At 45.6% G+C, this 21583-nt stretch carries 21 protein-coding genes; 5 read left to right on the forward strand and 16 right to left on the reverse strand.

Translation table 11 applies throughout. The features are described 5' to 3' along the window. Positions 1-390 precede the first annotated feature (390 nt). The 3 genes from AAEO50_RS11695 (at position 391) to AAEO50_RS11705 (ending at position 4257) form a co-directional block, all read left to right on the forward strand. Positions 391-1581, forward strand: coding sequence for a glycine C-acetyltransferase (locus AAEO50_RS11695; protein ID WP_341983778.1), 1191 nt, complete (start codon positions 391-393; stop codon positions 1579-1581). Between the two features lie 90 nt (positions 1582-1671). Further along, positions 1672-2613, forward strand: coding sequence for an L-threonine 3-dehydrogenase (locus AAEO50_RS11700; protein WP_341983779.1), 942 nt, complete (start codon positions 1672-1674; stop codon positions 2611-2613). Between the two features lie 375 nt (positions 2614-2988). Continuing rightward, entirely contained in the window at positions 2989-4257 is a 1269-nt protein-coding gene (locus AAEO50_RS11705; protein ID WP_341983781.1) for an ATP-binding protein, read from the forward strand. A 323-nt stretch (positions 4258-4580) separates the two neighbouring features. On the opposite strand, the gene AAEO50_RS11710 is transcribed toward AAEO50_RS11705, so the two are convergent. From AAEO50_RS11710 to AAEO50_RS11720, 3 genes are all read right to left on the reverse strand, one after another. Continuing rightward, the gene (locus AAEO50_RS11710; protein WP_341983783.1) at positions 4581-5939 is read right to left on the reverse strand and encodes a YjiH family protein; all 1359 of its coding nucleotides are present in this window, start codon (positions 5937-5939) and stop codon (positions 4581-4583) included. Positions 5940-6198: 259 nt separating this feature from the next. Beyond that, positions 6199-7479 (reverse strand): short-chain fatty acid transporter, encoded by a 1281-nt coding sequence (locus AAEO50_RS11715; RefSeq protein ID WP_341983903.1) that lies wholly within the window; start codon positions 7477-7479, stop codon positions 6199-6201. Positions 7480-7916: 437 nt separating this feature from the next. Beyond that, positions 7917-9434, reverse strand: coding sequence for a BCCT family transporter (locus tag AAEO50_RS11720; protein WP_341983785.1), 1518 nt, complete (start codon positions 9432-9434; stop codon positions 7917-7919). Between the two features lie 217 nt (positions 9435-9651). Here AAEO50_RS11720 and AAEO50_RS11725 point away from each other — a divergent pair, with 217 nt between their 5' ends. Further along, positions 9652-10521, forward strand: a complete 870-nt coding sequence (locus AAEO50_RS11725; RefSeq protein WP_341983787.1) for an HAD family hydrolase — start codon at positions 9652-9654, stop codon at positions 10519-10521. Positions 10522-10581: 60 nt separating this feature from the next. After that, a complete protein-coding gene (locus AAEO50_RS11730) occupies positions 10582-11673 on the forward strand; it encodes a sorbosone dehydrogenase family protein (protein WP_341983789.1) in 1092 nt (363 codons plus the stop codon). A 102-nt stretch (positions 11674-11775) separates the two neighbouring features. On the opposite strand, the gene AAEO50_RS11735 is transcribed toward AAEO50_RS11730, so the two are convergent. The 13 genes from AAEO50_RS11735 to AAEO50_RS11795 form a co-directional block, all read right to left on the reverse strand. Then, positions 11776-11940 (reverse strand): YvrJ family protein, encoded by a 165-nt coding sequence (locus AAEO50_RS11735; RefSeq protein ID WP_175989946.1) that lies wholly within the window; start codon positions 11938-11940, stop codon positions 11776-11778. Positions 11941-11998: 58 nt separating this feature from the next. After that, a complete protein-coding gene (locus AAEO50_RS11740; RefSeq protein ID WP_341983792.1) occupies positions 11999-12547 on the reverse strand; it encodes an N-acetylmuramoyl-L-alanine amidase in 549 nt (182 codons plus the stop codon). A gap of 18 nt (positions 12548-12565) precedes the next feature. After that, the gene (locus tag AAEO50_RS11745) at positions 12566-13198 is read right to left on the reverse strand and encodes a D-Ala-D-Ala carboxypeptidase family metallohydrolase (protein WP_341983794.1); all 633 of its coding nucleotides are present in this window, start codon (positions 13196-13198) and stop codon (positions 12566-12568) included. Between the two features lie 343 nt (positions 13199-13541). Then, on the reverse strand, positions 13542-13760 hold the full coding sequence (locus AAEO50_RS11750) for a hypothetical protein (RefSeq protein ID WP_341983796.1): 219 nt from the start codon (positions 13758-13760) through the stop codon (positions 13542-13544). Between the two features lie 2 nt (positions 13761-13762). Then, positions 13763-14332, reverse strand: coding sequence for a sigma-70 family RNA polymerase sigma factor (locus tag AAEO50_RS11755; protein WP_341983798.1), 570 nt, complete (start codon positions 14330-14332; stop codon positions 13763-13765). 477 nt (positions 14333-14809) lie between these two features. Continuing rightward, positions 14810-15601, reverse strand: coding sequence for an SDR family oxidoreductase (locus AAEO50_RS11760; protein WP_341983800.1), 792 nt, complete (start codon positions 15599-15601; stop codon positions 14810-14812). A 163-nt stretch (positions 15602-15764) separates the two neighbouring features. After that, positions 15765-16412: a TetR/AcrR family transcriptional regulator gene (locus AAEO50_RS11765; protein ID WP_341983802.1), complete on the reverse strand. Its 648-nt coding sequence runs from the start codon at positions 16410-16412 to the stop codon at positions 15765-15767. A gap of 29 nt (positions 16413-16441) precedes the next feature. Further along, a complete protein-coding gene (locus AAEO50_RS11770; RefSeq protein WP_341983804.1) occupies positions 16442-17458 on the reverse strand; it encodes an ABC transporter permease in 1017 nt (338 codons plus the stop codon). Continuing rightward, positions 17448-18176, reverse strand: coding sequence for an ABC transporter ATP-binding protein (locus AAEO50_RS11775; protein WP_341983806.1), 729 nt, complete (start codon positions 18174-18176; stop codon positions 17448-17450). The genes AAEO50_RS11770 and AAEO50_RS11775 overlap by 11 nt, the downstream gene beginning before the upstream one ends. Before the next feature lie 414 nt (positions 18177-18590). Next, positions 18591-19274 carry a bacillithiol biosynthesis deacetylase BshB2 gene (gene bshB2 / locus AAEO50_RS11780; protein WP_341983808.1) on the reverse strand — a complete coding sequence of 228 codons (684 nt, stop codon included), beginning with the start codon at positions 19272-19274 and terminating at the stop codon, positions 18591-18593. Between the two features lie 16 nt (positions 19275-19290). After that, positions 19291-19638 (reverse strand): YojF family protein, encoded by a 348-nt coding sequence (locus AAEO50_RS11785; protein ID WP_341983811.1) that lies wholly within the window; start codon positions 19636-19638, stop codon positions 19291-19293. A gap of 521 nt (positions 19639-20159) precedes the next feature. Then, positions 20160-20969, reverse strand: coding sequence for a pyridoxine/pyridoxal/pyridoxamine kinase (pdxK, locus tag AAEO50_RS11790; RefSeq protein ID WP_341983812.1), 810 nt, complete (start codon positions 20967-20969; stop codon positions 20160-20162). Between the two features lie 150 nt (positions 20970-21119). Beyond that, the gene (locus AAEO50_RS11795) at positions 21120-21470 is read right to left on the reverse strand and encodes a general stress protein (protein WP_341983814.1); all 351 of its coding nucleotides are present in this window, start codon (positions 21468-21470) and stop codon (positions 21120-21122) included. Positions 21471-21583: the final 113 nt, after the last annotated feature.

Below are 21583 nucleotides of genomic sequence, written 5' to 3' on the forward strand. Positions count from 1 at the left end.
AGTGGAAGACGAAGACTCCTGCGGGAAAAGTAGCTAATGTGAGACCCCACAGGGAGGTACGACCGAGGAGGCTCACGGGCTACCCGCGGAAAGCGGAGTCTTCCACGGAAATCAACTGCGGTATTAACAGACTATACTTATATAAAATTTTGAATAAAAGATCCTTAAGAAAAAAGCTGCAGTCTAACAAAAAACTGCAGTTTTTTTCATTTATCGGGAACACTAAAAAGTATCGATAAAAACATGAATTTTTTTGTCCATCACCAAAAAACATGTTAAACTAATAAGTAGATAAAAAACAAGGAAATATATAGAAATATCTGATATTAACTGTATTTTTGGAGTGGACAATTGTTTGTAAAGCGCTTACATAAAAAGGAGGATATCCAAATGACAAGTAAAACTCTCGATTCTTTTTTAACAGAAAATCTGGAAGATTTAAAATCACGCGGTCTATACAATGAAATCGATCCGTTGGAAAGTGCGAACGGACCAGTCATTACAATCAGAGGAAAGAAGCTTGTGAACCTTTCTTCAAATAACTATTTGGGACTTGCGACAGATGAGCGTCTGAAAAAGGTAGCGATTGAAGCTGTCAAAGAATACGGTGTGGGTGCCGGTGCGGTACGTACAATCAATGGTACGCTTGATTTGCACGTGAAACTGGAAGAAAAGCTTGCGAAATTCAAAGGAACAGAAGCGGCAATCGCTTATCAATCTGGTTTCAATTGTAATATGGCGGCGATTTCTGCAGTTATGGATAAAAATGATGCCATCCTTTCCGATGAACTGAATCACGCGTCCATCATTGATGGCTGCCGTCTATCAAAAGCAAAGGTCATCCGTTTCAACCACTCTGATATGGAGGATCTTCGTGCGAAGGCGAAGGAAGCGAAGGAATCAGGTCAATATAAGAAAATCATGATCATCACAGACGGGGTATTCTCCATGGATGGTGATGTTTGTAAGCTTCCTGAAATCGTTGAGATTGCGGAAGAATTCGATATGATGACATATGTGGATGACGCCCACGGCTCAGGTGTCCTTGGAAAAGGTGCAGGAACAGTGAAACACTTCGGGCTGCAGGATAAAGTCGATTTCCAAATGGGTACCCTATCGAAAGCAATCGGGGTAGTCGGCGGATATGTGGCAGGTACACAGAACCTGATTGATTGGTTGAAAGTACGCTCCCGTCCATTCCTGTTCTCCACTTCTTTAACACCTGCAGACGTGACTGCATGTACAGAAGCGCTCGATCTTCTGATGAACAGTACAGAGCTTCAGGATAAGATGTGGGAAAACAGCGCTTATTTGAAAGACAACCTGAAGAAACTGGGCTTTGATATCGGTGACAGTGAGACACCGATCACACCAGTCATCATCGGGGAAGAGCAGGCGACTCAGAACTTCAGTAAACGCCTGTATGAAGAAGGCGTTTATGCAAAATCGATCGTTTTCCCGACTGTACCAAGGGGAACGGGCCGTGTGAGAAACATGCCATCAGCAGCTCATACAAAAGAGATGCTTGATCAGGCGGTCGCTGCTTATGAAAAAGTCGGCAAGGAAATGGGTATTATCTAAACCAGGAAATTAGAATATATATGGTACCGTGCCGGATGAATGGAAGCTTCATTTAACCGGCTGCGTGCTTTCTTAGCAGGAGGAAACAAAATGAAAAAGATTTTACTAACAGGGGCATTGGGGCAGATCGGCTCTGAGCTGACGGCAAAGCTCAGAAGTGTATATGGACCGGATAATGTCATTGCAACCGATATCCGTGAAACGGACAGCCATGTGGTTCACAACGGCCCGTTTGAAAAACTGGACGTGACGGATGCAGAAAAGATGTTCGACATCGCTAAAAAGAATAACGTCGATACGATCATTCACTTAGCTGCGTTATTATCAGCTACAGCAGAGAAGAAGCCACTCCTTGCGTGGAATTTGAATATGGGCGGATTGGTGAATGCACTTGAAACAGCAAGAGAATTAGATTGCAAGTTTTTTACACCAAGCTCAATCGGTGCATTTGGTCCAAGTACGCCGAAAGACTCGACACCACAGGATACAATTATGCGTCCTACAACGATGTACGGCGTCAATAAAGTATCAGGTGAACTGTTATCCGATTACTATTTCCACAAGTTCGGAGTGGATACAAGAGGGCTCCGCTTCCCCGGCTTGATTTCTTATGAAACACTCCCTGGCGGAGGTACGACGGATTACGCGGTTGAAATTTATTACGAAGCGATTAAGAACAATGCCTATACTTCCTACATCGGTGAAGGAACGCATATGGACATGATGTATATGCCGGATGCACTTCAGGCGATCATTGATCTGATGGAAGCCGACCCTGCGAAGCTTCAGCACCGCAACTCATTCAACGTATCAGCCATGAGCATCGCACCTGAAGATGTAGCAGAAGCGATCCGCGTTCACCAGCCGGACTTCAAACTCGACTATGACGTAGATCCTGTCCGCCAATCAATCGCAGAAAGCTGGCCCGACGCCATCGACTCAAGCGCTGCAAAAGCCGAATGGGGCTTCAAAACAAACTACGATCTGACTAAAATGACAGCTGATATGCTGGACAAACTAAAAGCAAAATAATGACAAAAAGATTGATTGCCTTCTTTTGCAAGGTAATCAATCTTTTTTTATGAATTCTTATTTTTGATGAGACAATTTTATTGCATGGATGTCTGTTAAAGATTGTTCTTATTATGAGCCCGTTCCAACAGTTGATTGGAGTGGAGACCCTGGAGCTGGACAATTTCTCCCCCATTGAGGAGGCTCACCGGCCGCCCGCTGAAAGCGAAGTCTTCCACGGAAATCAACAGCGGTGATTAGATGTTAAAGCTTGTTAAAGATATTGGCCATTCCTATTTGTAATATTCCTAGAATTATAGAATAATACAAATAAAGTTATTCCGAAAATTAAGACATATGATACGATAAAAGAAAAATGATCGCGCAGGTGGCATCATGAAAGAGAAGAAAATTGATTTCAAAAATGAAAAATTCAATAAATCACTGACGCTGATTGGCCTGCTATTCGTACTTCAGCTGCTGTCTGTGCTATTTTTAGCGAAGCCATGGAACATCCTCGTCTCTGTACTCGTACTTGTTCTCGGCGGTTTCCTTCTACTGAGTATGAAAAGAAAAGCAACCTCCTTCTTCTCAGAGTATCACCAATTGATTGAAGAAGAGAATCAATTATCGACTCTTCTCCACTCTTTGCCTGACTTCGTCTGTTTCAAAGACGGAGAAGGACGCTGGCTGAAGGTCAATCAATTCGGCCGGCAGCTGTACAATCTTGAGGATATTGACTATCTTGGGAAAACCGATCGTGACTTAGGTGAAGTGGTTCCGTTTTTCAAAGAAGCCTTTGACTATTGTGCAGATTCGGATGAACAGTCCTGGCAAGAAGGAAACGTGACAAGATGTGAAGAAGGCTTTTATGTTCCGAGCGGGGAGTTCAAGACTTTTGATGTAATAAAAGTACCTTTATTTAACAGTGATGAAAGTCGAAAGGGACTTGTCATCATAGGAAGGGATATTTCCCAGCAGAAAATGGCTGAGGAGATGCTCTTAAGGAAAGAAAAGCTTTCTGTGGTAGGTGAACTGGCGGCAGGGATTGCCCACGAAATCAGGAATCCACTCACAAGTATTAAAGGATTCATTCAACTGCTTGAAGAAAACGAGCATGTGGCTGAAAGTTATTTAGCGGTCATGTCTTCTGAAATGGACCGCATCAATCAAATCGTTGGTGAACTATTGATATTGTCAAAGCCTCAAATGAGGGAATTCACAACGTTTGATATGAAGGAAGTCCTTGATTACACCACAAAAGTAATGGGGCATGAAGCGCTACTGAAAGGGATCACCATTTATGAAAATTGTCCAGATGCACCTATGAAAGTGTACGGCGACAAAAATCAAATCATACAGGTGCTGATCAATATCGTCAAAAACGCAATCGATGCCATGAATGAAGGAAACATTACGGTGGACTGTTCAATAGGAGATAAACATATCAACATCTCCGTTCTCGACCAGGGTACCGGCATCTCACCCGAACGACTAAAACGCCTTGGCGAACCATTCTTCACCCTCAAAGAAAAAGGAATGGGCCTCGGCTTAACAATCAGCCAGAAAATACTCGAGGACCACAAAGGCAGCCTCCACATCGAATCCGAAGTCAACAAAGGTACAAAAGTAAACGTACTACTTCCTCGGTATATGGAAGAATAAAAAGCGAAAGACTGGTGCAAAACGCTGCGCCAGTCTTTTTTTGATGGGGAAGGGTTGGCTGGGATTTCAACCTGTATTTAATGGCTCTGTGTAACATTGTTCCTTTTATTTACCGTTCCAGCGGTTGATTGTAGTGGAAGACGAAGACTCCTGCGGGAAAAGTGACAAATGTGAGACCCCACAGGAGCGCAGCGACGAGGAGGCTCACGGACTACCCGCGGAAAGCGAAGTCTTCCACGGAAATCAAAAGCGGTATTAAGGAATACAAACTAAGTTTTGCACATAAAAAACCAGGTCCCTTCAAAAAGGAACCTGGTTTTCAATTAAAATATCATATGAGCAATCGCCACAATGACAAACAATGTCAAGAACGTACGCTGCAAGAAAATGATCACAAGATCCTTAAAGTCTACAGGAATCTTTGAACCTAGTAACAAACCGCCGACCTCAGACATGTAAATCAGCTGTGTAACAGATAGTGACGCAATCACAAATCGTGTCATTTCACTCTCAATTCCTGAACCAAAAATCGCCGGCAGGAACATATCGGCAAATCCGACAAGAATGGACTTCGATGCTTCCGCCGCTTCAGGAACCTGCAGAAGCTCCAATAGTGGAATGAACGGCATGCCGATCCATTCGAAAAATGGCGTGTTTTCCGCGATGATCAGTGCCGTTGTACCGATCGCCATAACGATAGGGGCAACCCCCATCCACATATCGAGTACGTTCTTCATCCCATCTGTGAAGAATTTCACTGCACTGTTGTTCCCTTTCGCCTGCACAATGGCAGACTTGTAACCATAACCTAAACGGCTGTAGCCTTCAGGAATGACCTCCATCGTGTCTTTTCCTTCCTGGCCGTTATAGTACGTGTTCGGCTTGCGGGATAAAGGAGGAATACGCGGCAGTATGATTGCTGCGATCAATCCGGAAACCGCTACTGTTATATAGAAAGGAATGAAATAGCTGCCCAATCCAACCTCTGAAATGACAACCAGACTGAACGTAATCGATACAACCGAGAAAGTCGTACCAATGATGGCTGCTTCCTTTTTTGTGTAGTATCCTTCTTCGTATTGCTTGTTTGTAAGTAAAACCCCGATCGTCCCATCTCCTAACCATGAAGCGAGACAGTCAATGGAAGAACGTCCCGGCAAACCAAATAAAGGACGCATAACCTTCGTTAAAATAGCTCCGAATAATTCCAGTAAACCAAAATTCAATAATAAAGGAAGAAAAAGTCCTGCAAATAAAAATACAGAGAATAAAATCGTCAGAAGTCCTTCGGCATTTAAAAGCAGTCCTCCCGTTGCATCTGACCAAACCCATTCAGGCCCAAGTTTAAACAGTGTCATTACAGCAAAAATTGCACCCAATACTCTGACGGCCACCCATACAGGACGTACATCAAATAGGTTTAAGAAAAAAGGGTATTTCGTGATAAATGCAGGACGTGCTGCTTTAGTGATGAATGTACCGATGACAGTTAAAATAATGAGAGCTGTCATAATAACGGGTACATAGGACCCGATCTGATCCTGCAGCCATCCGGATAAAACCGCAATTGGAATTGTAATGCCGTCTTCCTGTGGAATAGGCACCATGAAGAGAAAAATTCCTATTAAAGAAGGAATGAGAAATTGTAAATGATTAATGAGTGGAAAACGTTGCTGGTTCATATATTCACCTCTGATGATAATTATGCTCGAATGAAACATTATTCATTTTAATGCATACATATAAATTTGTCTAGATGGAATTATAGGGTAAAGTTTTCTAATTGGGCATGACTGCGTGTATACAGCAGTCATTGCGGCTTATTCGGCACAATCCATTAGTACCCTTTTCATGTAATCCATAAACCAAATTGATTATACCGATATACCTTTAAATGTTGGAAGAAGGCCGATTGAAGGAAAGTCAGCCCTCTCAAATGATTTATAGAAATAATAATCCTAGCGAAATGATGATTCCGCTGATAATAAGAATAAATACGCAATAGCCCATGATGTCCTTTGCCTTCAATCCTGCGATCGCAAGGGCCGGTAATGCCCAGAATGGCTGGATCAGGTTGGTCCATGCATCTCCCCATGCCACGGCCATGGCCGTTTTCGCCACCGACGCATCCAGGGTTTGGGCAGCATCGAGCATGATGGGAGCCTGAACGGCCCATTGTCCGCCGCCTGATGGAACAAAGAAATTGACGATCCCTGCACTGAGGAATGCAAAGAAATAGAATGTCACATCATTTGAAATGGAAACAAATGCTTCTGACATGACGGCTGCCAATCCAGATGCTGTCATCATTCCCATGATCCCGGCATAGAAAGGGAACTGAATGATGATTCCACCCGCCCCTTTGACCGCTTCCTGAACAGCTGTCAGAAAACGTTTAGGCGTCCCGTGGAAAATGATTCCGAGGAACAGGAACAGGAAGTTTACAATGTCTAAGTTGAGGGCAAACCCATTTTTCACAAAATAGTACCCAAGGAAAAGCACACCAAGTATCCCGATGATCATGGAAAGGACCATACTGTTTTCCATTTTTTCAGCAGGAGTCAGCGAACCTGTTTCAACCGTAGCAGCTGTCTCATTGAATAATGAGGGGTCCACCGTCACGGTTTCATCCTTCGGAGGCATCAGGAACCTTGCAGTAATCGGAAGTACGACGAATAAAACGGCAACAATAATGATATTGAATGAAGCAAAAATCGTATCACTGGTCGAAATGACGCCGATCAGGTCTTGAAATGGATGCCCCTCGGTCGCAATCGATAATGGAATCGAGCCTGAAAAACCTGCATGCCAGACAACGAATCCTGAATAAGCACTTGCTATCAATAAGCGGTAATCGACACCTTTGACCCTTTTGGCCAGCTCTTTTGCAAAAAGGGCACCGATGACCAGCCCGAATCCCCAGTTGATCCAGCTTGCGATCATCGATACGACCGTAACGATGACAATCGCGGAGCCTGGAGATTTGGCAAATGATGCAAGGAAGCCCAAGAAGCGTTTGAATACCGGGCTGCTTGCCAGCACATACCCCGTTACAAGCACCAGTACCATTTGCATGGAAAATGCCAGAAGCGCCCAGAATCCTTCACCCCAGAACTGGACCATCTGCATGCTTGAACTGTCTGTGAAGATCAGCCCCAGCCCGAATACTACCAGGGTCAAGATGACCACAAACAGAAATGGATCTGGCAGATATCTCTGCATAATCCTATTTGATAATGAAATTAGCGGTTTCAATTCTTTTCCTCCCCTTTGTCTGTTTTTTTCTATAAAACCATCCCCATTTCCTATTCTTCTATAATGATATGTGAAAACCCTTTCAAAATTATAAATTTTCTTATTATTTTGTTTGGATGGTACATCGTTGACCGTGCCTCTGCGCTTCAGGCATTTGCTTTCCGCGGGGAAGAAGTCGAGCCTCCTCGTCGCTGCGCTCCTGTGGGGTCTCGACCTTTCCTCTTTCTCCCGTCGGAGTCAAATGCCTTCCGCTCCAATACACTTCGTACTTTCAATTTTTAATAATGTTCAATGTCACTTTATTAGTAAATTTGACAGATTATTATCCAATAAATAACATTCTTGAATAATAAAAATGCCCGGTCCCTCTTTAAAGGAGAAACCGGGCATTTTATTCAGTGCAGTTATTTCTTTGGAACTTTCGGTGTTCGTTTTATTTCTTTTCTCAGCAGCTTGTAGAGGGTGAAGCACATGAGCAGCAGGATGACTGTGAATGGCAGTGCCGATACGAGGGAGGCGGTTTGCAGACCCTCCAGGCCGCTTGAAAGGAGCAGCACGGCTGCGATCGCTGCGATGAGAACGCCCCAGACGATTTTTACAAACATCGGCGGGTTCAGGCTGCCTTCTGTTGTCATGCTGCTAAGAATATATGTTGCCGAGTCTGCTGACGTAATCAGGAATGTGAAGATTAAGATGATGGACAACACATTCAAGAGCATCGTAAATGGCAGCTCTGCATACGTCGTGAATAATGCCTTGGCCACATCCTGATTGACGGCTTGTGCGATGGACGTGCCGCCGAATAAGTCGAAATGCAGGGCCGTTCCGCCAAATACGGCGATCCATAATAAAGCGATCATCGGCGGGATGACCAGCACCCCGATAATGAATTCCCTGATGGTACGCCCTCTTGAGACCCTCGCAACAAAGGCTCCGACGAATGGGGACCACGCGATGGCCCATGCCCAGTAGAAAATTGTCCAGTCCTGCACCCATGATCCGCCCTGATAAGGGGTGAGGCGCAAGCTGTACCGGATGAAGTTGGTGATATAATCACCGATTCCAAGGGTGAACGTATTGAGGATGAATACGGTCGGTCCGGCGATAAAGACAAAGACCATCAATAGGAGAGCCAGTGACAGATTAAGGTTACTGAGCCACTTGATTCCCTTATCAAGCCCTGTAGTGGAAGATGTCAGATAGAGGATCAACAGCACCAATATGATCAGTAATTGTGAGAGGGTGCTGTCATCCATCCCGAATACGGTATTCAGCCCGCCATTGATCTGCAGGATCCCAAGCCCGAGTGACGTCGCAACCCCCATGACGGTTGCGATGACGGCAAGGATATCAATCGTGTTTCTAATTCCTTTGGCGCGTTTACGCTTGCCGAACATCGGGGACAGGGAAGTGGAGATCAACCCGTTCTCCCCTTTCCTGAATTGGAAGTAGGCAATGATCAGCCCGACGACCGCGAACACCGACCATTGGCTGAGTCCCCAGTGGAAAAAGGAATACGCCATCGACAGGCGCGCCGCTTCTTTCGTCAGCGGTTCTGTCGAAGGATAGGGGGTCTCGAAAAAATGACTCATCGGCTCTGCGATTCCCCAGAAGACAAGGCCGATTCCGAACCCGGCTGAAAATAACATCCCAATCCACGTGAAGAACGGGTATTCAGGCCTCTCGTCGTCGCGACCGAGACGTATCTTTCCATACTTACTGATGGCTAGAGCCAATAAAAATAATACGAAAATGAGAACAGCTAATAAGTAAAACCATCCAAATGCATATGTAGTGAATCCGAAAGCTGCATTTGCCCCTTTCGCAAATAACTTAGGAAATGCTGCCCCAAATACAACTAAAATGGAAATGACAATTCCCGATATCCAAAAAACTTTATTTAAATATGTACGATTCTCCAAATGAAAAATCCCTCCTTTTATAGTTATGCAGAGTTGCCTATTATTCTCATACCCCAATCTCAAACAAAACATGCATGAACATTCAAATAACGTGCATAAAGCGGAAGAATGTTAAAAATGGAAGTGTTCTGATACAATGACTAAATAACAAAAGCACAGAGAGTAAAAGCTATAACAAAGCATCATTAGAAAAATACAGAATGAAAGGTGACGGACGATGATTACAAGCATTACCAGCGATATGGATGGAACGTTATTAAATGAACATCAAGAAGTCAGTGAAGCCAATAAAAAAGCGATTCTTGACGCACAAAAGCAAGGGATTGAATTCATGGTGGCAACGGGACGTTCTTATGAAGAAGCACGGTACGTCCTGGAGGATGCAGGCATTTCCTGCGATATCATTTGTGTCAATGGGGCAGAGGTGCGAAACAAGGACGGAGAAATCATCCATCAGGCCGGTATACAGTCTGCACACGCGAAAGAAATCGCAGCAGCCCTTAATGAAACGGGTATTTATTTTGAAGTATATACAGACAAAGGCACCTATACGGAGAACTATGAGATGGGCATTGAATTAATTGTGGATATTTTTACGACAGCGAATCCTGAAGTGACCGAGGAAGAAGTGAGACAGGCCGCGCGTGAACGTTTTGAAAAAGGTCATATCAATCTTGTCGAAGATTATGAAAAGATATTCAATGATGAATCCCAGCTCGTATATAAATTCCTCGTGTTTTCATTTGACGATGAGCAGTTGAAGGCAGCGGATGAAAAGCTGAAAGGCATCGGGGGGATCGCAGTCAGTTCCTCAGGTAAAGAAAACCTTGAAGTGAACAGCATCGACGCGCAGAAAGGCGTGGCCCTGCAGAAGCTATTAAAAGAAAAAGGCTTATCGGCGGAGCAGGCAATGGCAATGGGAGACAACCTGAACGACCTGTCTATGATGAAAGTGGCCGGCCGTCCGGTCGCGATGGGGAACGCACTCGATGAGATCAAAGAGTACTGTGCGTATCAAACAGCCCTTAACCGTGAAGACGGCGTGGCCAAAGCCATCAGGGAAGCCCTGCAATCCCCTGTAAAATAAGATTGAACGCTTCAAAACTTGTCCATACTGATGAAAAAATGAAAAGGGAGCCAGTGACCGATGAGATCAATTTTATTTCAAAAAAGATTGGCAGTGACAATCGGACTTCTGCTCATTCTTGCATCATGTTCAGGACAACAAGAAGAAGAAAGCGAGTCAGTCAGCAAGCACGAAACCGAACATGAAGTAATGGCCGAAAATCTTTCCATTCCATGGTCGATTGTAAAGGATGGGGAGGATTTCTACCTGACAGAGCGGACCGGGGGCATCGTTGAAATCAAGGACGGCAAGCAGGCCGAGAAGAAAGTCAACCTCTCCAAACCGCTTGCCAGCCAGCCGGAAGCAGGTTTCATGGGGCTGGTCCTGCACCCTGATTTCAGCGATAATCAGCAGGCATTTGCCTACTACACCTATAACGATGAAGACGGAACGCCTTATAACAGGGTGGTGGTGCTCCAAAGGTCAGAAGCTGCATGGGATGAAACAGATGTCCTCCTCGATAGAATCCCAAGCGGGGCACAGTATCATCACGGTGGCCGCTTGAAAATCGGGCCGGACGGGAAGCTCTACATCACCACGGGCGATGCCACCAAGGAAGAAAAAGCCCAGGAACTGTCCTTCCTTGGCGGAAAAATCCTGAGGGTCAATCTGGACGGCAGCATCCCGGAAGACAATCCGTTCAGAAACTCCCCGGTTTATTCATATGGCCAACGCAACCCACAAGGCCTGGCTTGGAATGATGAAGGGAAATTATATGGCACAGAGCACGGCCCGAACGGCTATGATGAAGTGAACCTCCTTGAAGCCGGGAAGAATTATGGCTGGCCGGAGATCACCGGAGACGAAACAGCCGAAGGGATGGTGTCCCCCCTTGCCCATTCAGGTGAACCTTCATGGGCCCCATCGGGAGCGGATTTCTGGAAGGATAAGCTTGTATTCGCCGCCCTCGGCGGACAGAGTGTCAAACTCTTTGATCCTGCAACGAGGGAAATTACGACTCTGATCGAGGGGTTCGGCCGGATTCGTGACGTGCTGGTTGACGGGGACACCCTCTATTTTGTATCGAATAACACAGACGGCAGGGGAATCCCTAAGGAGAATGATGATAAGCTGTATGAAGTTGATTTGGGTTCTTTGACGTTGGAAGAATAAATGAGAAAAAGCCTTCCCTGAGATAAATGACAGGGGAGGCTTTTTAGGTTTATTTGAAAAAACTATCAGCACAAAAGTGACAAATTTTTACGATCAGGGGTTCTACTTATCGATTTTCCCTTCTTGTTTTGAGAAGGCCTTGGATAAGGCATGGATGGCAAGTTCAAGCTGTTCGAGTTTCTTCTCTAATTTGACGAGCAGAAAAAGAGTGACTGCAATCGGAAAACCGAAATTGCCCAGTAATTGGATGAACACAGAATATTCCATTGCGAGACCTCCTTAAATATAGTTGTGCAGAAAATCTGGAGTCCGGACTCAGATCCGTTTAAGGCTGAAGGTTGACTGCTTTTGCAATTCCAGAGGCTACCGCCTGGGATAACCCTTGGATGAACGTGGGGTTTTTTAGATAAGAAGCATCGCCAGAATGGTCGATGAATAGGTTTTCGAGTAAAATCGCTGGCATCGCGGTCTCCCTCAGGACAGCAAAGTTTGCTTCTTTCTGTCCTCTGTCACGAAGGCCGTAGCCGGCATAAAATTTCATTATTTCAGCGTGGACGACATCCTGGCGCCTTCCCGTTTCTGTTCCTGAAGTGCCGGGATAAATATAGCTTTCAAACCCTGTCCCGCCGCCGGCATTGTGATGGAAGGAGACGAAGTAATCTGCGCCAAGCCCGTTCGCAAACTGCGCCCGCTCCGATAATCCGACGTAGACGTCTGAACTCCTTGTTAAGATGGCGTCTACGATATATTGTTCTTCCAAAAGTGTCTGAACCTTTGCAGCGATGGTCAATGTCAATTGCTTCTCTTGCAGGCCGTTCCCTGTCGCACCGGGGTCATTCCCGCCATGGCCGGGGTCTAGTATGATTTTTGGCATATTCTTGATCCTCCCTTCTTAAGCCCAATACCAGAATTGTGATCCGTATGGGTATTCGATGCGGCTGTCGACATGGACAAAGGTATTGTATTTGATGATGCCGCTGAATCCGCACGTTTTCGCGATCTCGGCTGTTTGGTAAGGTGTCTTGCCTGAAGGGTCGGTATCGGCTGCCACCCCGTACAAGTGCATGCTGTTCGAAGCTCCGCCTACATTGCTGTTATGATTGATGCTTCTGAAGCCTGAATTGATCGTTATTGGCGCATTACCAAGCTTCTTACGGAGTGCTTCTAGCTTGTACATCAAGCGGCGTACATTTTCCCTCACCTGACTTGAACCGACTTTCCCGCCAGAAAAACCGCTGCCGTCTTTTGAGTGGAATTCACTGAAGTTGAAATTGGCAGTGGATCCGTCGCTGCTTTCAAGTGCATTCAGCTGATTGTGAGTCTGTGGACCGGCAATTCCATCCGCTGTCAGCCCGTATGCGCGCTGGAATCGCTTGACGGCTGCCTCCGTTCCCGGACCGAAAGCCCCGTCGATTGTCACTTTGGTCTGTGAAGCAGAGTCAGAAGCCCAGCCAGCTACGCGTATTTGAAGTTCCTTTACATCACTGCCGGAATCACCATTTCTCATTGTTCTCGTCCAGTTCATACAAACATCTCTCCCTCAAGGTTTAGTGGATTTTTGGTTGGAAGCCCTTCCCTTAGTGCTATAAAGCGATAAGGGAAGGGCTTCAATGGTGAGACAGCCAAAAGGGATGCAGAGTAAGGATGACCATCCCTGCCGCGCTTACTCTGTTTTGTTTGCCTTACACTTTATAAAGAAGAGGGGGTGCGGAAAATTACAACCTCGGATGTGAAACTTTTCAACCGGGACGGCCCCGTCTTTAATCAAAAAAAGGACAAGTAAACACGAGGAGGGCGCGTTTGCTTGTCCTTTTTTAGTAGGGAGTTCAGATTCATCTTCAATATCTGTACACTGATCGGCAGACCGGCTATTTCGTTAAATCGAATAATCCGGGCACATCTTCAAGGGAGTAGTTCCGGACATAGCCAATCACTTTGATTCTTAATTCCTGTTCAAGGTCTTCGCGGTTTTCCTGCTGAGTCAAATGCAGCGACTTCCTGATCTTGGGTTCAAAGGTGCGGACCACGTTCACTTCATATAACGAGTTATCCTTCGCTTCTTTCACCATGTCATATAGTGCGTTCATTCTCATGCTCCTTTCTGCAACTCTTCTCTTAATCTTGCCAAAGCGTTTTTGTGGGATTTTGAAACAGCCTGCTGCGAAACCAGGAGGACCTTGGCAATCTCTGTATCACTCATTTCTTTCACATATGCGAGGTCAAGGATCTCCCTTTGTCTGTCCGTCAGTTTTCTGAACGCGGCCAGCAGTGCCTCGTCACTGATTGCATCTTCCAGGGATTGTTCGGGTAAGGTGACGGGTTCCCCGGAATCGGGAATCATGTCCTTAAACGTCCCGTCCTCATCCCCGCCAAGCGGCTGGTCAAGGGTCAACAGCTGCCGGCCGCGATGCAGACGGATTTTCTTATCAAAATTAACGCTATGAAAATATAAGGATGAACTTACATAGGAAGTGAACCTGATACCAAAATAATGAGCCTTGAATGCCTCATTCAAACGATTCTCCGCTGAAGGGCTGGATGACGTCAAAAATTCTTTCAGAAGTTCCTGGTGTTCGGGCTGGGTCATAAACGATTCCACTGCTTTATTTCCTTTTAAATCAGGATAGATACGATAAAATCTTTCTTTTAATGAGTCCATTTTTTTCACCACCATTAGAACGTATGTTCGGTTAAATGTTTAAAAAAAAAGCGGCGGATACAATTCCTGCTTTTAGTATATAAAGAAACCTCTATCAAAAAAATGACAACCTCATTGTTTAATATCGTTCCAATGTACTATTCATTAAACCATATGCCGGTTTTTTTATGAAGGGAGGATTGCACTAATTTTTCCTGAAAAGGGAGGAATAGTTAGGAGCGGGGGGTTTTGCTGAAGCATGAGGTGAGACAGTGGTGGGATTTGATAATAAAAATGGATTTTTGATAATAAAGCGTTCGATTTTGATAATATAAATGGATTTTTGATAATAAAACCTTTGCTTTTGATAATATATGTAAAGTCGCAAGCTGATTTCACCACCGAATCGACGTATTTCCTTCCAATACAGCCCGAAAGTCAGTAGATTCTCCATAAACAGCCCGCCGCTTCGAATAACGGCAGGCTAAAGTACAAAAATCACCGCATCACACTGCCGCCGGAGATCTTAACGGACTCCCCGACGATGTTCCCCGCAGCATCACTCAATAAATAGACAATCGTGTTCGCCACTTCCCCCGGGGAAGTCAATCGGCCGGATGGGATGCTTTCTTTAGCGAGCTCCAACTGCTCCTCGTAGCTGCGGCCGTTGCGTTCGCCCTTGGATTTGATGGCATTCCGGCCCATGGCGGTGTCCACATATCCCGGACAGATCGCGTTGACACGCACTCCATGCTCGATGGCTTCAAGGGCGAATGCCTGCGTGAATCCTATCACGGCAAACTTGGACGCACTGTATGCCGCATTTCCGTGCGTACCTCTCAAACCGGAAAGGGAGGAAATGTTGACGATCGACCCTTTTCGTTTCTCTTTCATGCCTTTATAAAGGAGCTGTGTGAGCTCGACCAGTGAAAAATAATTGAGTTCCATGATTCCGCGCAAATCATCTTCCGACAGGTTTTCGACGACGTCCCCGCCGCCGATCCCGGCTGAATTGACGAGTCCTGTGATCGGCCCGAATTCATTCACGGCAAACTCTGCCAGCTGGTCACGCGCTTGCGGCTTGGTAAGGTCTGCTTTGACAGCGAATACCTTATCGGAGCCGCATTCCCGTTTCAGCTCATTTAACTTTTCCTCATTCCTGCCCGTTATCGTCACCCGGGCGCCGGCCGCAGCGGCCGCTTTTGCAGCCTCATATCCGATCCCGCCGGTCGCTCCGGTTATCAAGATATGCTGTCCTTCCAACGTCTTATTATGAAATGGAAAGTTCATTATTTTCCCTCCTCTTCTTACTATGTTCTGTATTCTACCCGTGAGGCTGGAGAGTAAAACAGCCATTTTGAAGGCCCGTCCCAGAGTGCTTTAAAGTGCTAAAGTGAAAAGGCCATAAAAGAAGAGCACTGACAGCTTGGTCAGCGCTCTTCATACCGAAAATTTATTCTTTTCCCACACCATTCATGATCATCTGCACCGTCAGGTCGATTTCTTTTTCGTCATCCCAGTCCTCTTCCGGCAGGAAAACATAGCGGACGAGCAGAAGGCCGAAGATACTGGTAGCCGAAAAGCGGACGACTGCCGGCGAAGGAAGGTCGATGATCTGGCCTTTTTCTTTATAGTGATCGACGAGTGCTGTGAATTTTTCAAAGATTTTCTGAGCAATATGTTCTTTGAATTGCTCCTTCAGTTCCGGGTGGAATGGAATCTCCTGAATCAGTATTTTGAAGACGGTCATATTATCCTTCAAAAACTCCTGGCGGTTCAGGATCATCGCCTTCAGGAAATCTTCATAGCGTTCGTATTTGGCATCCAATACTTTGTTGATATCACGGATCACGAATGGAGCGATCAACTTTGCCATTGTTGGAGATACGATCGAAAGAAGCAGGTCCTTCTTTGTTTTATAATGACGGAAGATCGTTCCCTCCGCCACGCCCGCTTTCTTGGCGATCTGGCTTGTGGAGGTAGAGGCATAGCCTTTGTCGGCAAACATCTCGATCGCGGCTTCCACGATTTTCTGCTGCTTCTCCGTAAACGGTTCTTCCTGGTCGAATAATTGTTTGAATATATCTTTTTCTTCAGCCATGCGTAAACCCCTAACGTATTCGTTATACCTTATATTTTACGGTATTTTTTAAGAGCTGCAACATTTAGGGTGATGAACAGCAGGGAAAACCCTGCGAGGACACCCAGATTGAAAAGCAGATCACTGAACCCGAACCCTCGTATCATCACATCCCGGAGCGCATTGGCTGCATAGTAGAGCGGCGTGATCGGTCCTACCCAGCTGAGCCATTCCGAAATCGTATCCAAGTTGAACAATCCGGAAAAAAAGATTTGCGGGACGACCACAATCGGGATGAATTGCATCATCTGCAGTTCATTCTTTGCAAAAGCGGACAGCAATATTCCGAGCGTCAGAGCCGTAAATGAAAGCAGTACGATCACAATCAATACATTGAAGAAGCTGCCTGCCATCATCATGTCGAGAATATAAATGGAAAACCAGGAAATCAGCGCCGCCTGCAAGAGCGTCACAATCCCGAATCCAATGACGTAGCTTACGACCATTTCCCAAATCTTGATCGGTGAAGCTAACAGCCTTTCGAGCGTGCCCGTCGTTCTTTCTCTTAAAAAAGAAACACCGCTGACTAAAAAAACGAAGAAAAAGACGAAGAAGCCAAGCAGTACCGGCCCGAACGAGTCAAACATCCCCATGTCTTCATTTCCATATAAAAACGTCACTTGATCGGATAGATTCATAGATTGAGAAGGAAATAGAGTCTGGACCTTCTTCATGACGGCTCCGTTTACCGATGGATCGCTCCCTTCCACGACAACATCGGGGGCGGCGGAGGAATCGAACGTGACATATCCGTCCAATTCGCCATCTTTCATGGCATCCAATGCTTCATCTTTATTTTCATAGCGTTCAAATCCGCTGAGGTCAAGCTTTGCTTCAAGAGGCTGGGGCACATCGACGACCGCCACTTTTGCCTCATAATCTTTAGTGGAAAACACAAGCGAAAGCATCGTCAAAATTAATATAGGGGCCAAAAACATGAGGGCCAGCGTGCGTTTATCCCGGAAAAGCTGTCTGATGATACGAAGGACGAAACCACTAATTCTCAAGGGAAACACCTCCATTTTTCAGAAATACATCTTCTATTGAAGCCACACCATAGTGCGTTTTAATTGCAGCAGGCGTGTCGCTCGAAATGATTTCTCCATGCTGCAGGAGACCAAGACGGTCGCAGCGCTCTGCTTCGTCCATGACGTGTGTCGTGATGATGATCGTTCTGCCTTCTCGTTTAAGCTGATGAAATCCATCCCAGATTTCTTTTCTCAGCACCGGATCGATTCCGACAGTCGGTTCATCGAGAAAGAGAACATCAGGATCGTGTAAAAGTGCGCTCGCCAGCGACAGCCTTCTTTTCATTCCTCCTGAAAATTGGTGAACCGGCTTTTCGAGGTGGGGAAGGAGGTCGACCATCTCCATCACCTTTGTGATTTGTTGTTTTCTCTGTTCCTTTTTCAGCCCGTAAAGAGAAGCCGTGAAAGCCAAATTCTCCTTTGCGGTCAGCTCTTCGTAAAGGGCATCGGACTGTGCCATATAGCCGATGGACGGATACACCTCTTTCGCTTTCAGCTTATTTCCTTTGAACGTGACAATCCCGTTTGAAGGAAGCTCAAGGCCGATCATCATTTTGATCAGCGTCGTCTTGCCGGAACCTGATGGACCAAGAAGCCCGTAGATTTCCCCTGGCCGGATATCAAGCGATACATTTTTTAACACGTGCTGCGTTTTAAATGATTTTGATAAGTCGTTTAATTGAATGATGGCGTTCATTTTTTCACACCTTTCAAGAAGTTGATGTGTAAGTGAGTGATTACTCACTTTAAAATATAAATGATTTGGTCGGGTTTGTAAAGTGAGTAATCACTCATTAATTAAAAAACCTTTTAATCACCGCTGTTGGTTTCCGTGCAAGACTTCGCTTTCCGCGGGCGGTTGGTGAGCCTCCTCGTCGCTATACTCCTGCGGGGTCTCACCTAACACGCTTCTCCCGCAGGAGTCTACGTCTTGCACTCCAACCAACAGCTGGAACAGGTTAAAACAACGTTCACAATTAATAAGAGTTTGGAAAAATTAATACTTTATCAATGGTTTTTTTAAAAAAAAGCATGAAACCCTAAAAAAGGTCCCATGCTCTAATAAATGCATTCACTTACCGAAAAATATGGATTTTTTGCCGACAAATAATCAATCGACCTTGTCATTCTCCCACTGATAGCTCCAGAAGTTCTCGACGGTTACCCATTTTAACGCTTCGGGGTCGTTGGCTGCGAGGCCTTTTTCGAGATCCTTCAGCATCCAGGCGGTTTGGGAGATGTGGGCTTCCAGCGTTTTGATCTTTTGATCCCTTACCGGTGTGATATCAATGATGATATCCGGCTCGCCAAGTTCCTCCCGGCAATTCTTGGAGAAAGCCAGGCAGTGCAGTTTGGGACGCGATTCTTTCGGGAGGCGGCGCACCGCACGGACGACCGCTCTTGCCGTCGCTTCATGATCGGGATGTACAGAGTAGTCCGGATAGAAGCTGATTATGAGAGAAGGATCGAGTTCTTCGATCAGTTCCGTCACCATGTTCGCCAGTTTTTCGTCGTTTTCGAATTCGAGCGTTTTATCGCGGTATCCCATCATGCGCAAGTCCTCGATACCCATTGCTTCAGCTGCCTTTTTCAGTTCTTTCTTACGGATGAGAGGCAGTGATTCCCTTGTTGCAAACGGGGGATTTCCGAGATTGCGTCCCATCTCACCGAGTGTGAGGCAGGCGTACGTGACGGGGGTGCCGTTATTTATATGAGTTGAAATCGTTCCCGATACGCCGAATGCTTCATCATCCGGATGCGGGAAGATGACAAGGACTCTTCTTTCTTTTTCCATTCTTGTCTCTCCTTTCTTATTTAAACGGAGCTGGGCTGATTTCAAGTGCAACGGCAAGCTTCCCATCGGCACCATGACCTGCCATCAGCAGGCGGCCATGTTCATCCATTTCGTAGTGGGTGAGGCCTTCAGCATAAATCCAGCCAAGTTCAATTTTTAATCCGACACGGAAAGGTCCGTCCCCGATGATTTTCCCATGCTCATAGTTGACTTTCGCATTTCGTATATAGGCTCCGGCGTTAAAGAAGCCTTCGTTAAAATGAGCAGCGTATGCTCCATTGGTCGTTTCCAGATGTATGTAGACATCCTGACGAGCGAACTGATTGATCAGTCCCTGCGCGTCATCGATCTTGATCGGCTCCATTCCATTTCCTCCTTAGGTACAGAAAAGACTCTTACGTATTATGTTCCATTTTACTAAAGTTTTTCCGTGATTGCGAAAAGTCTGTTTCGAAAGGGGGGCTGAGGTTTGAGGTGAGAGGGTGAGTCGGGAGCTTATGAGTTGGCAGGTGCAGCGGGCAATGTGGGAAAACAAAATAGATTATCGTCAATTTAAAAGGTTTTGCCCAATTTTCCTTTGTTTTCATTAAGTTATTTCTCTTTACGGAGAAAAATGAACTTTTTTATAAAATTCTTCTCTAGGCATGCTTTGAAGACAGACCCTGAGACTGGAATATTAATATAGTTATTTTAATTGCGCCTCATTTCGAATTATTGCGCCGGTTATTCATTAATTACGCCACTTTCAGGATAATTGCGCCGGATTCCAGTTTATTGCGCACATTTTTGAAAAACCTTTATCCACAGGTTTCATTCCGCCCGCTATACATAAAAAAGTGCCAGGCACAAATCATCAAATTTGTGCCTGGCACCAGTAAGGACAACTTATTTCTCGAAACGATTATAAGCACCGTGCATGACAGGGCCTACGTATTCGTTCAGTTTAAATCCGTGCTTGATCGCAGCTGTTACAAATTTCTTTGCGTTCCCAACGGCTTCCTTCACATCTTGTCCGTTTGCAAGGTTGGATGTGATCGCTGCGGCGAATGTGCAGCCTGCACCGTGGTTGTAGGTTGTTTCTACCTTTTCTTCTTCTAAAAGAGTGAACTCGCTGCCATCATAGAACAGGTCGAGTGCTTTCTCATGCTGAAGCTGCTTGCCGCCTTTGATGATCACATTTTTAGCTCCGAGGTCATGGATCTTCTTTGCTGCTTCTTTCATGCCGTCAATGGTTTTGATCGGACCGGTCTCTGCAAGCTGGCCAGCTTCAAAAAGGTTCGGTGTGACAACTGTCGCGCGCTTGAGTAGATGTTCTCTCATGGCATCCGTTGTTTCAGGGTTCAGAACTTCGTCTTCTCCTTTACACACCATAACAGGGTCGATGACGACTTTATCCAAGCCGAATTGGTCGATTTTTTTCGCTGCAAGTTCGATGATTTCGACCGTGCCGAGCATGCCTGTTTTCATTGCGTCAATCCCTACGGAAAGAACCGTTTCCAATTGAGCTTCCAGCGTGTCGATGGAAAGCGGATGAACGTTGTGGTGCCAGTGGTTATTCGGGTCCATCGTAACGACTGTCGTCAGGGCAGTCATTCCGTATACGCCGTGCTCCTGGAATGTTTTCAGGTCCGCCTGGATCCCGGCTCCGCCGCTTGTATCGGATCCTGCGATCGTTAGGGTCTTTTTCAAAGTCATGGGTGATTACCTCCTAGTGATCATGTCGATTTTAGTCTGAATAAAGAATATAATACTGCAGGCTGAATTACAAATTTTCTATCTTCTCCAGAATGAAGAAGGCCCGTCCCTCGCTGCTTTAAAGCAATGAGGGACGGGCCTTCTGTTTCATTAGAATGGATTTGTATTGTTTGCTCTTGCTTCTTTGGATGCGACGATGACCAGTTTACCTTTGTCGAGTTCTTCTTCGTAGGTTTCGGCTTCCGTGCGGTTCATGCCGACTGCTTTCATCTTGGCACGAAGCTCGTCTCCGCGGCTTTTGAACAGATTTCCCATGCTTTCGATGATTCCCTGTTCTTTTACGCCGATTGATTCGGTACCTGTTCCTTCAGTGATGTCTTCGGAACGATGTTTGTCGTGCGCAAAGACATAAATATCGTCTTTCGTGTATCCTTCTGCTGTTAACGTCTCGATTTTTGTTTTTGCTCCGACTACATTTTCAACGACTTCTACTTTATACATACATTCTCAACCTCCTGAAAAATTTCGTTTTGCTGTCTTATTTAAGCTTTTCCCGCTGTGAACAGATTAAAACTTCCATAATATAGCAGTGTTATTTACGAGAATAATTGTTT

Origin of the sequence: Rossellomorea oryzaecorticis (genome assembly GCF_038405515.1) — a bacterium.
Classification (GTDB): domain Bacteria; phylum Bacillota; class Bacilli; order Bacillales; family Bacillaceae_B; genus Rossellomorea; species Rossellomorea oryzaecorticis_A.

Bases quoted from the DNA above. Each gene is read 5' to 3' on its own strand.
- AAEO50_RS11695 (WP_341983778.1), top strand. From the start codon at position 391: ATGACAAGTAAAACTCTCGATTCTTTTTTAACAGAAAATCTGGAAGAT.
- AAEO50_RS11700 (WP_341983779.1), top strand. From the start codon at position 1,672: ATGAAAAAGATTTTACTAACAGGGGCATTGGGGCAGATCGGCTCTGAG.
- AAEO50_RS11705 (WP_341983781.1), top strand. From the start codon at position 2,989: ATGAAAGAGAAGAAAATTGATTTCAAAAATGAAAAATTCAATAAATCA.
- AAEO50_RS11710 (WP_341983783.1), bottom strand. From the start codon at position 5,939: ATGAACCAGCAACGTTTTCCACTCATTAATCATTTACAATTTCTCATT.
- AAEO50_RS11715 (WP_341983903.1), bottom strand. From the start codon at position 7,479: ATGCAGAGATATCTGCCAGATCCATTTCTGTTTGTGGTCATCTTGACC.
- AAEO50_RS11725 (WP_341983787.1), top strand. From the start codon at position 9,652: ATGATTACAAGCATTACCAGCGATATGGATGGAACGTTATTAAATGAA.
- AAEO50_RS11730 (WP_341983789.1), top strand. From the start codon at position 10,582: ATGAGATCAATTTTATTTCAAAAAAGATTGGCAGTGACAATCGGACTT.
- AAEO50_RS11735 (WP_175989946.1), bottom strand. From the start codon at position 11,940: ATGGAATATTCTGTGTTCATCCAATTACTGGGCAATTTCGGTTTTCCG.
- AAEO50_RS11740 (WP_341983792.1), bottom strand. From the start codon at position 12,547: ATGCCAAAAATCATACTAGACCCCGGCCATGGCGGGAATGACCCCGGT.
- AAEO50_RS11745 (WP_341983794.1), bottom strand. From the start codon at position 13,198: ATGAACTGGACGAGAACAATGAGAAATGGTGATTCCGGCAGTGATGTA.
- AAEO50_RS11750 (WP_341983796.1), bottom strand. From the start codon at position 13,760: ATGAACGCACTATATGACATGGTGAAAGAAGCGAAGGATAACTCGTTA.
- AAEO50_RS11755 (WP_341983798.1), bottom strand. From the start codon at position 14,332: ATGGACTCATTAAAAGAAAGATTTTATCGTATCTATCCTGATTTAAAA.
- AAEO50_RS11760 (WP_341983800.1), bottom strand. From the start codon at position 15,601: ATGAACTTTCCATTTCATAATAAGACGTTGGAAGGACAGCATATCTTG.
- AAEO50_RS11765 (WP_341983802.1), bottom strand. From the start codon at position 16,412: ATGGCTGAAGAAAAAGATATATTCAAACAATTATTCGACCAGGAAGAA.
- AAEO50_RS11775 (WP_341983806.1), bottom strand. From the start codon at position 18,176: ATGAACGCCATCATTCAATTAAACGACTTATCAAAATCATTTAAAACG.
- bshB2 (WP_341983808.1), bottom strand. From the start codon at position 19,274: ATGGAAAAAGAAAGAAGAGTCCTTGTCATCTTCCCGCATCCGGATGAT.
- AAEO50_RS11785 (WP_341983811.1), bottom strand. From the start codon at position 19,638: ATGGAGCCGATCAAGATCGATGACGCGCAGGGACTGATCAATCAGTTC.
- pdxK (WP_341983812.1), bottom strand. From the start codon at position 20,969: ATGACTTTGAAAAAGACCCTAACGATCGCAGGATCCGATACAAGCGGC.
- AAEO50_RS11795 (WP_341983814.1), bottom strand. From the start codon at position 21,470: ATGTATAAAGTAGAAGTCGTTGAAAATGTAGTCGGAGCAAAAACAAAA.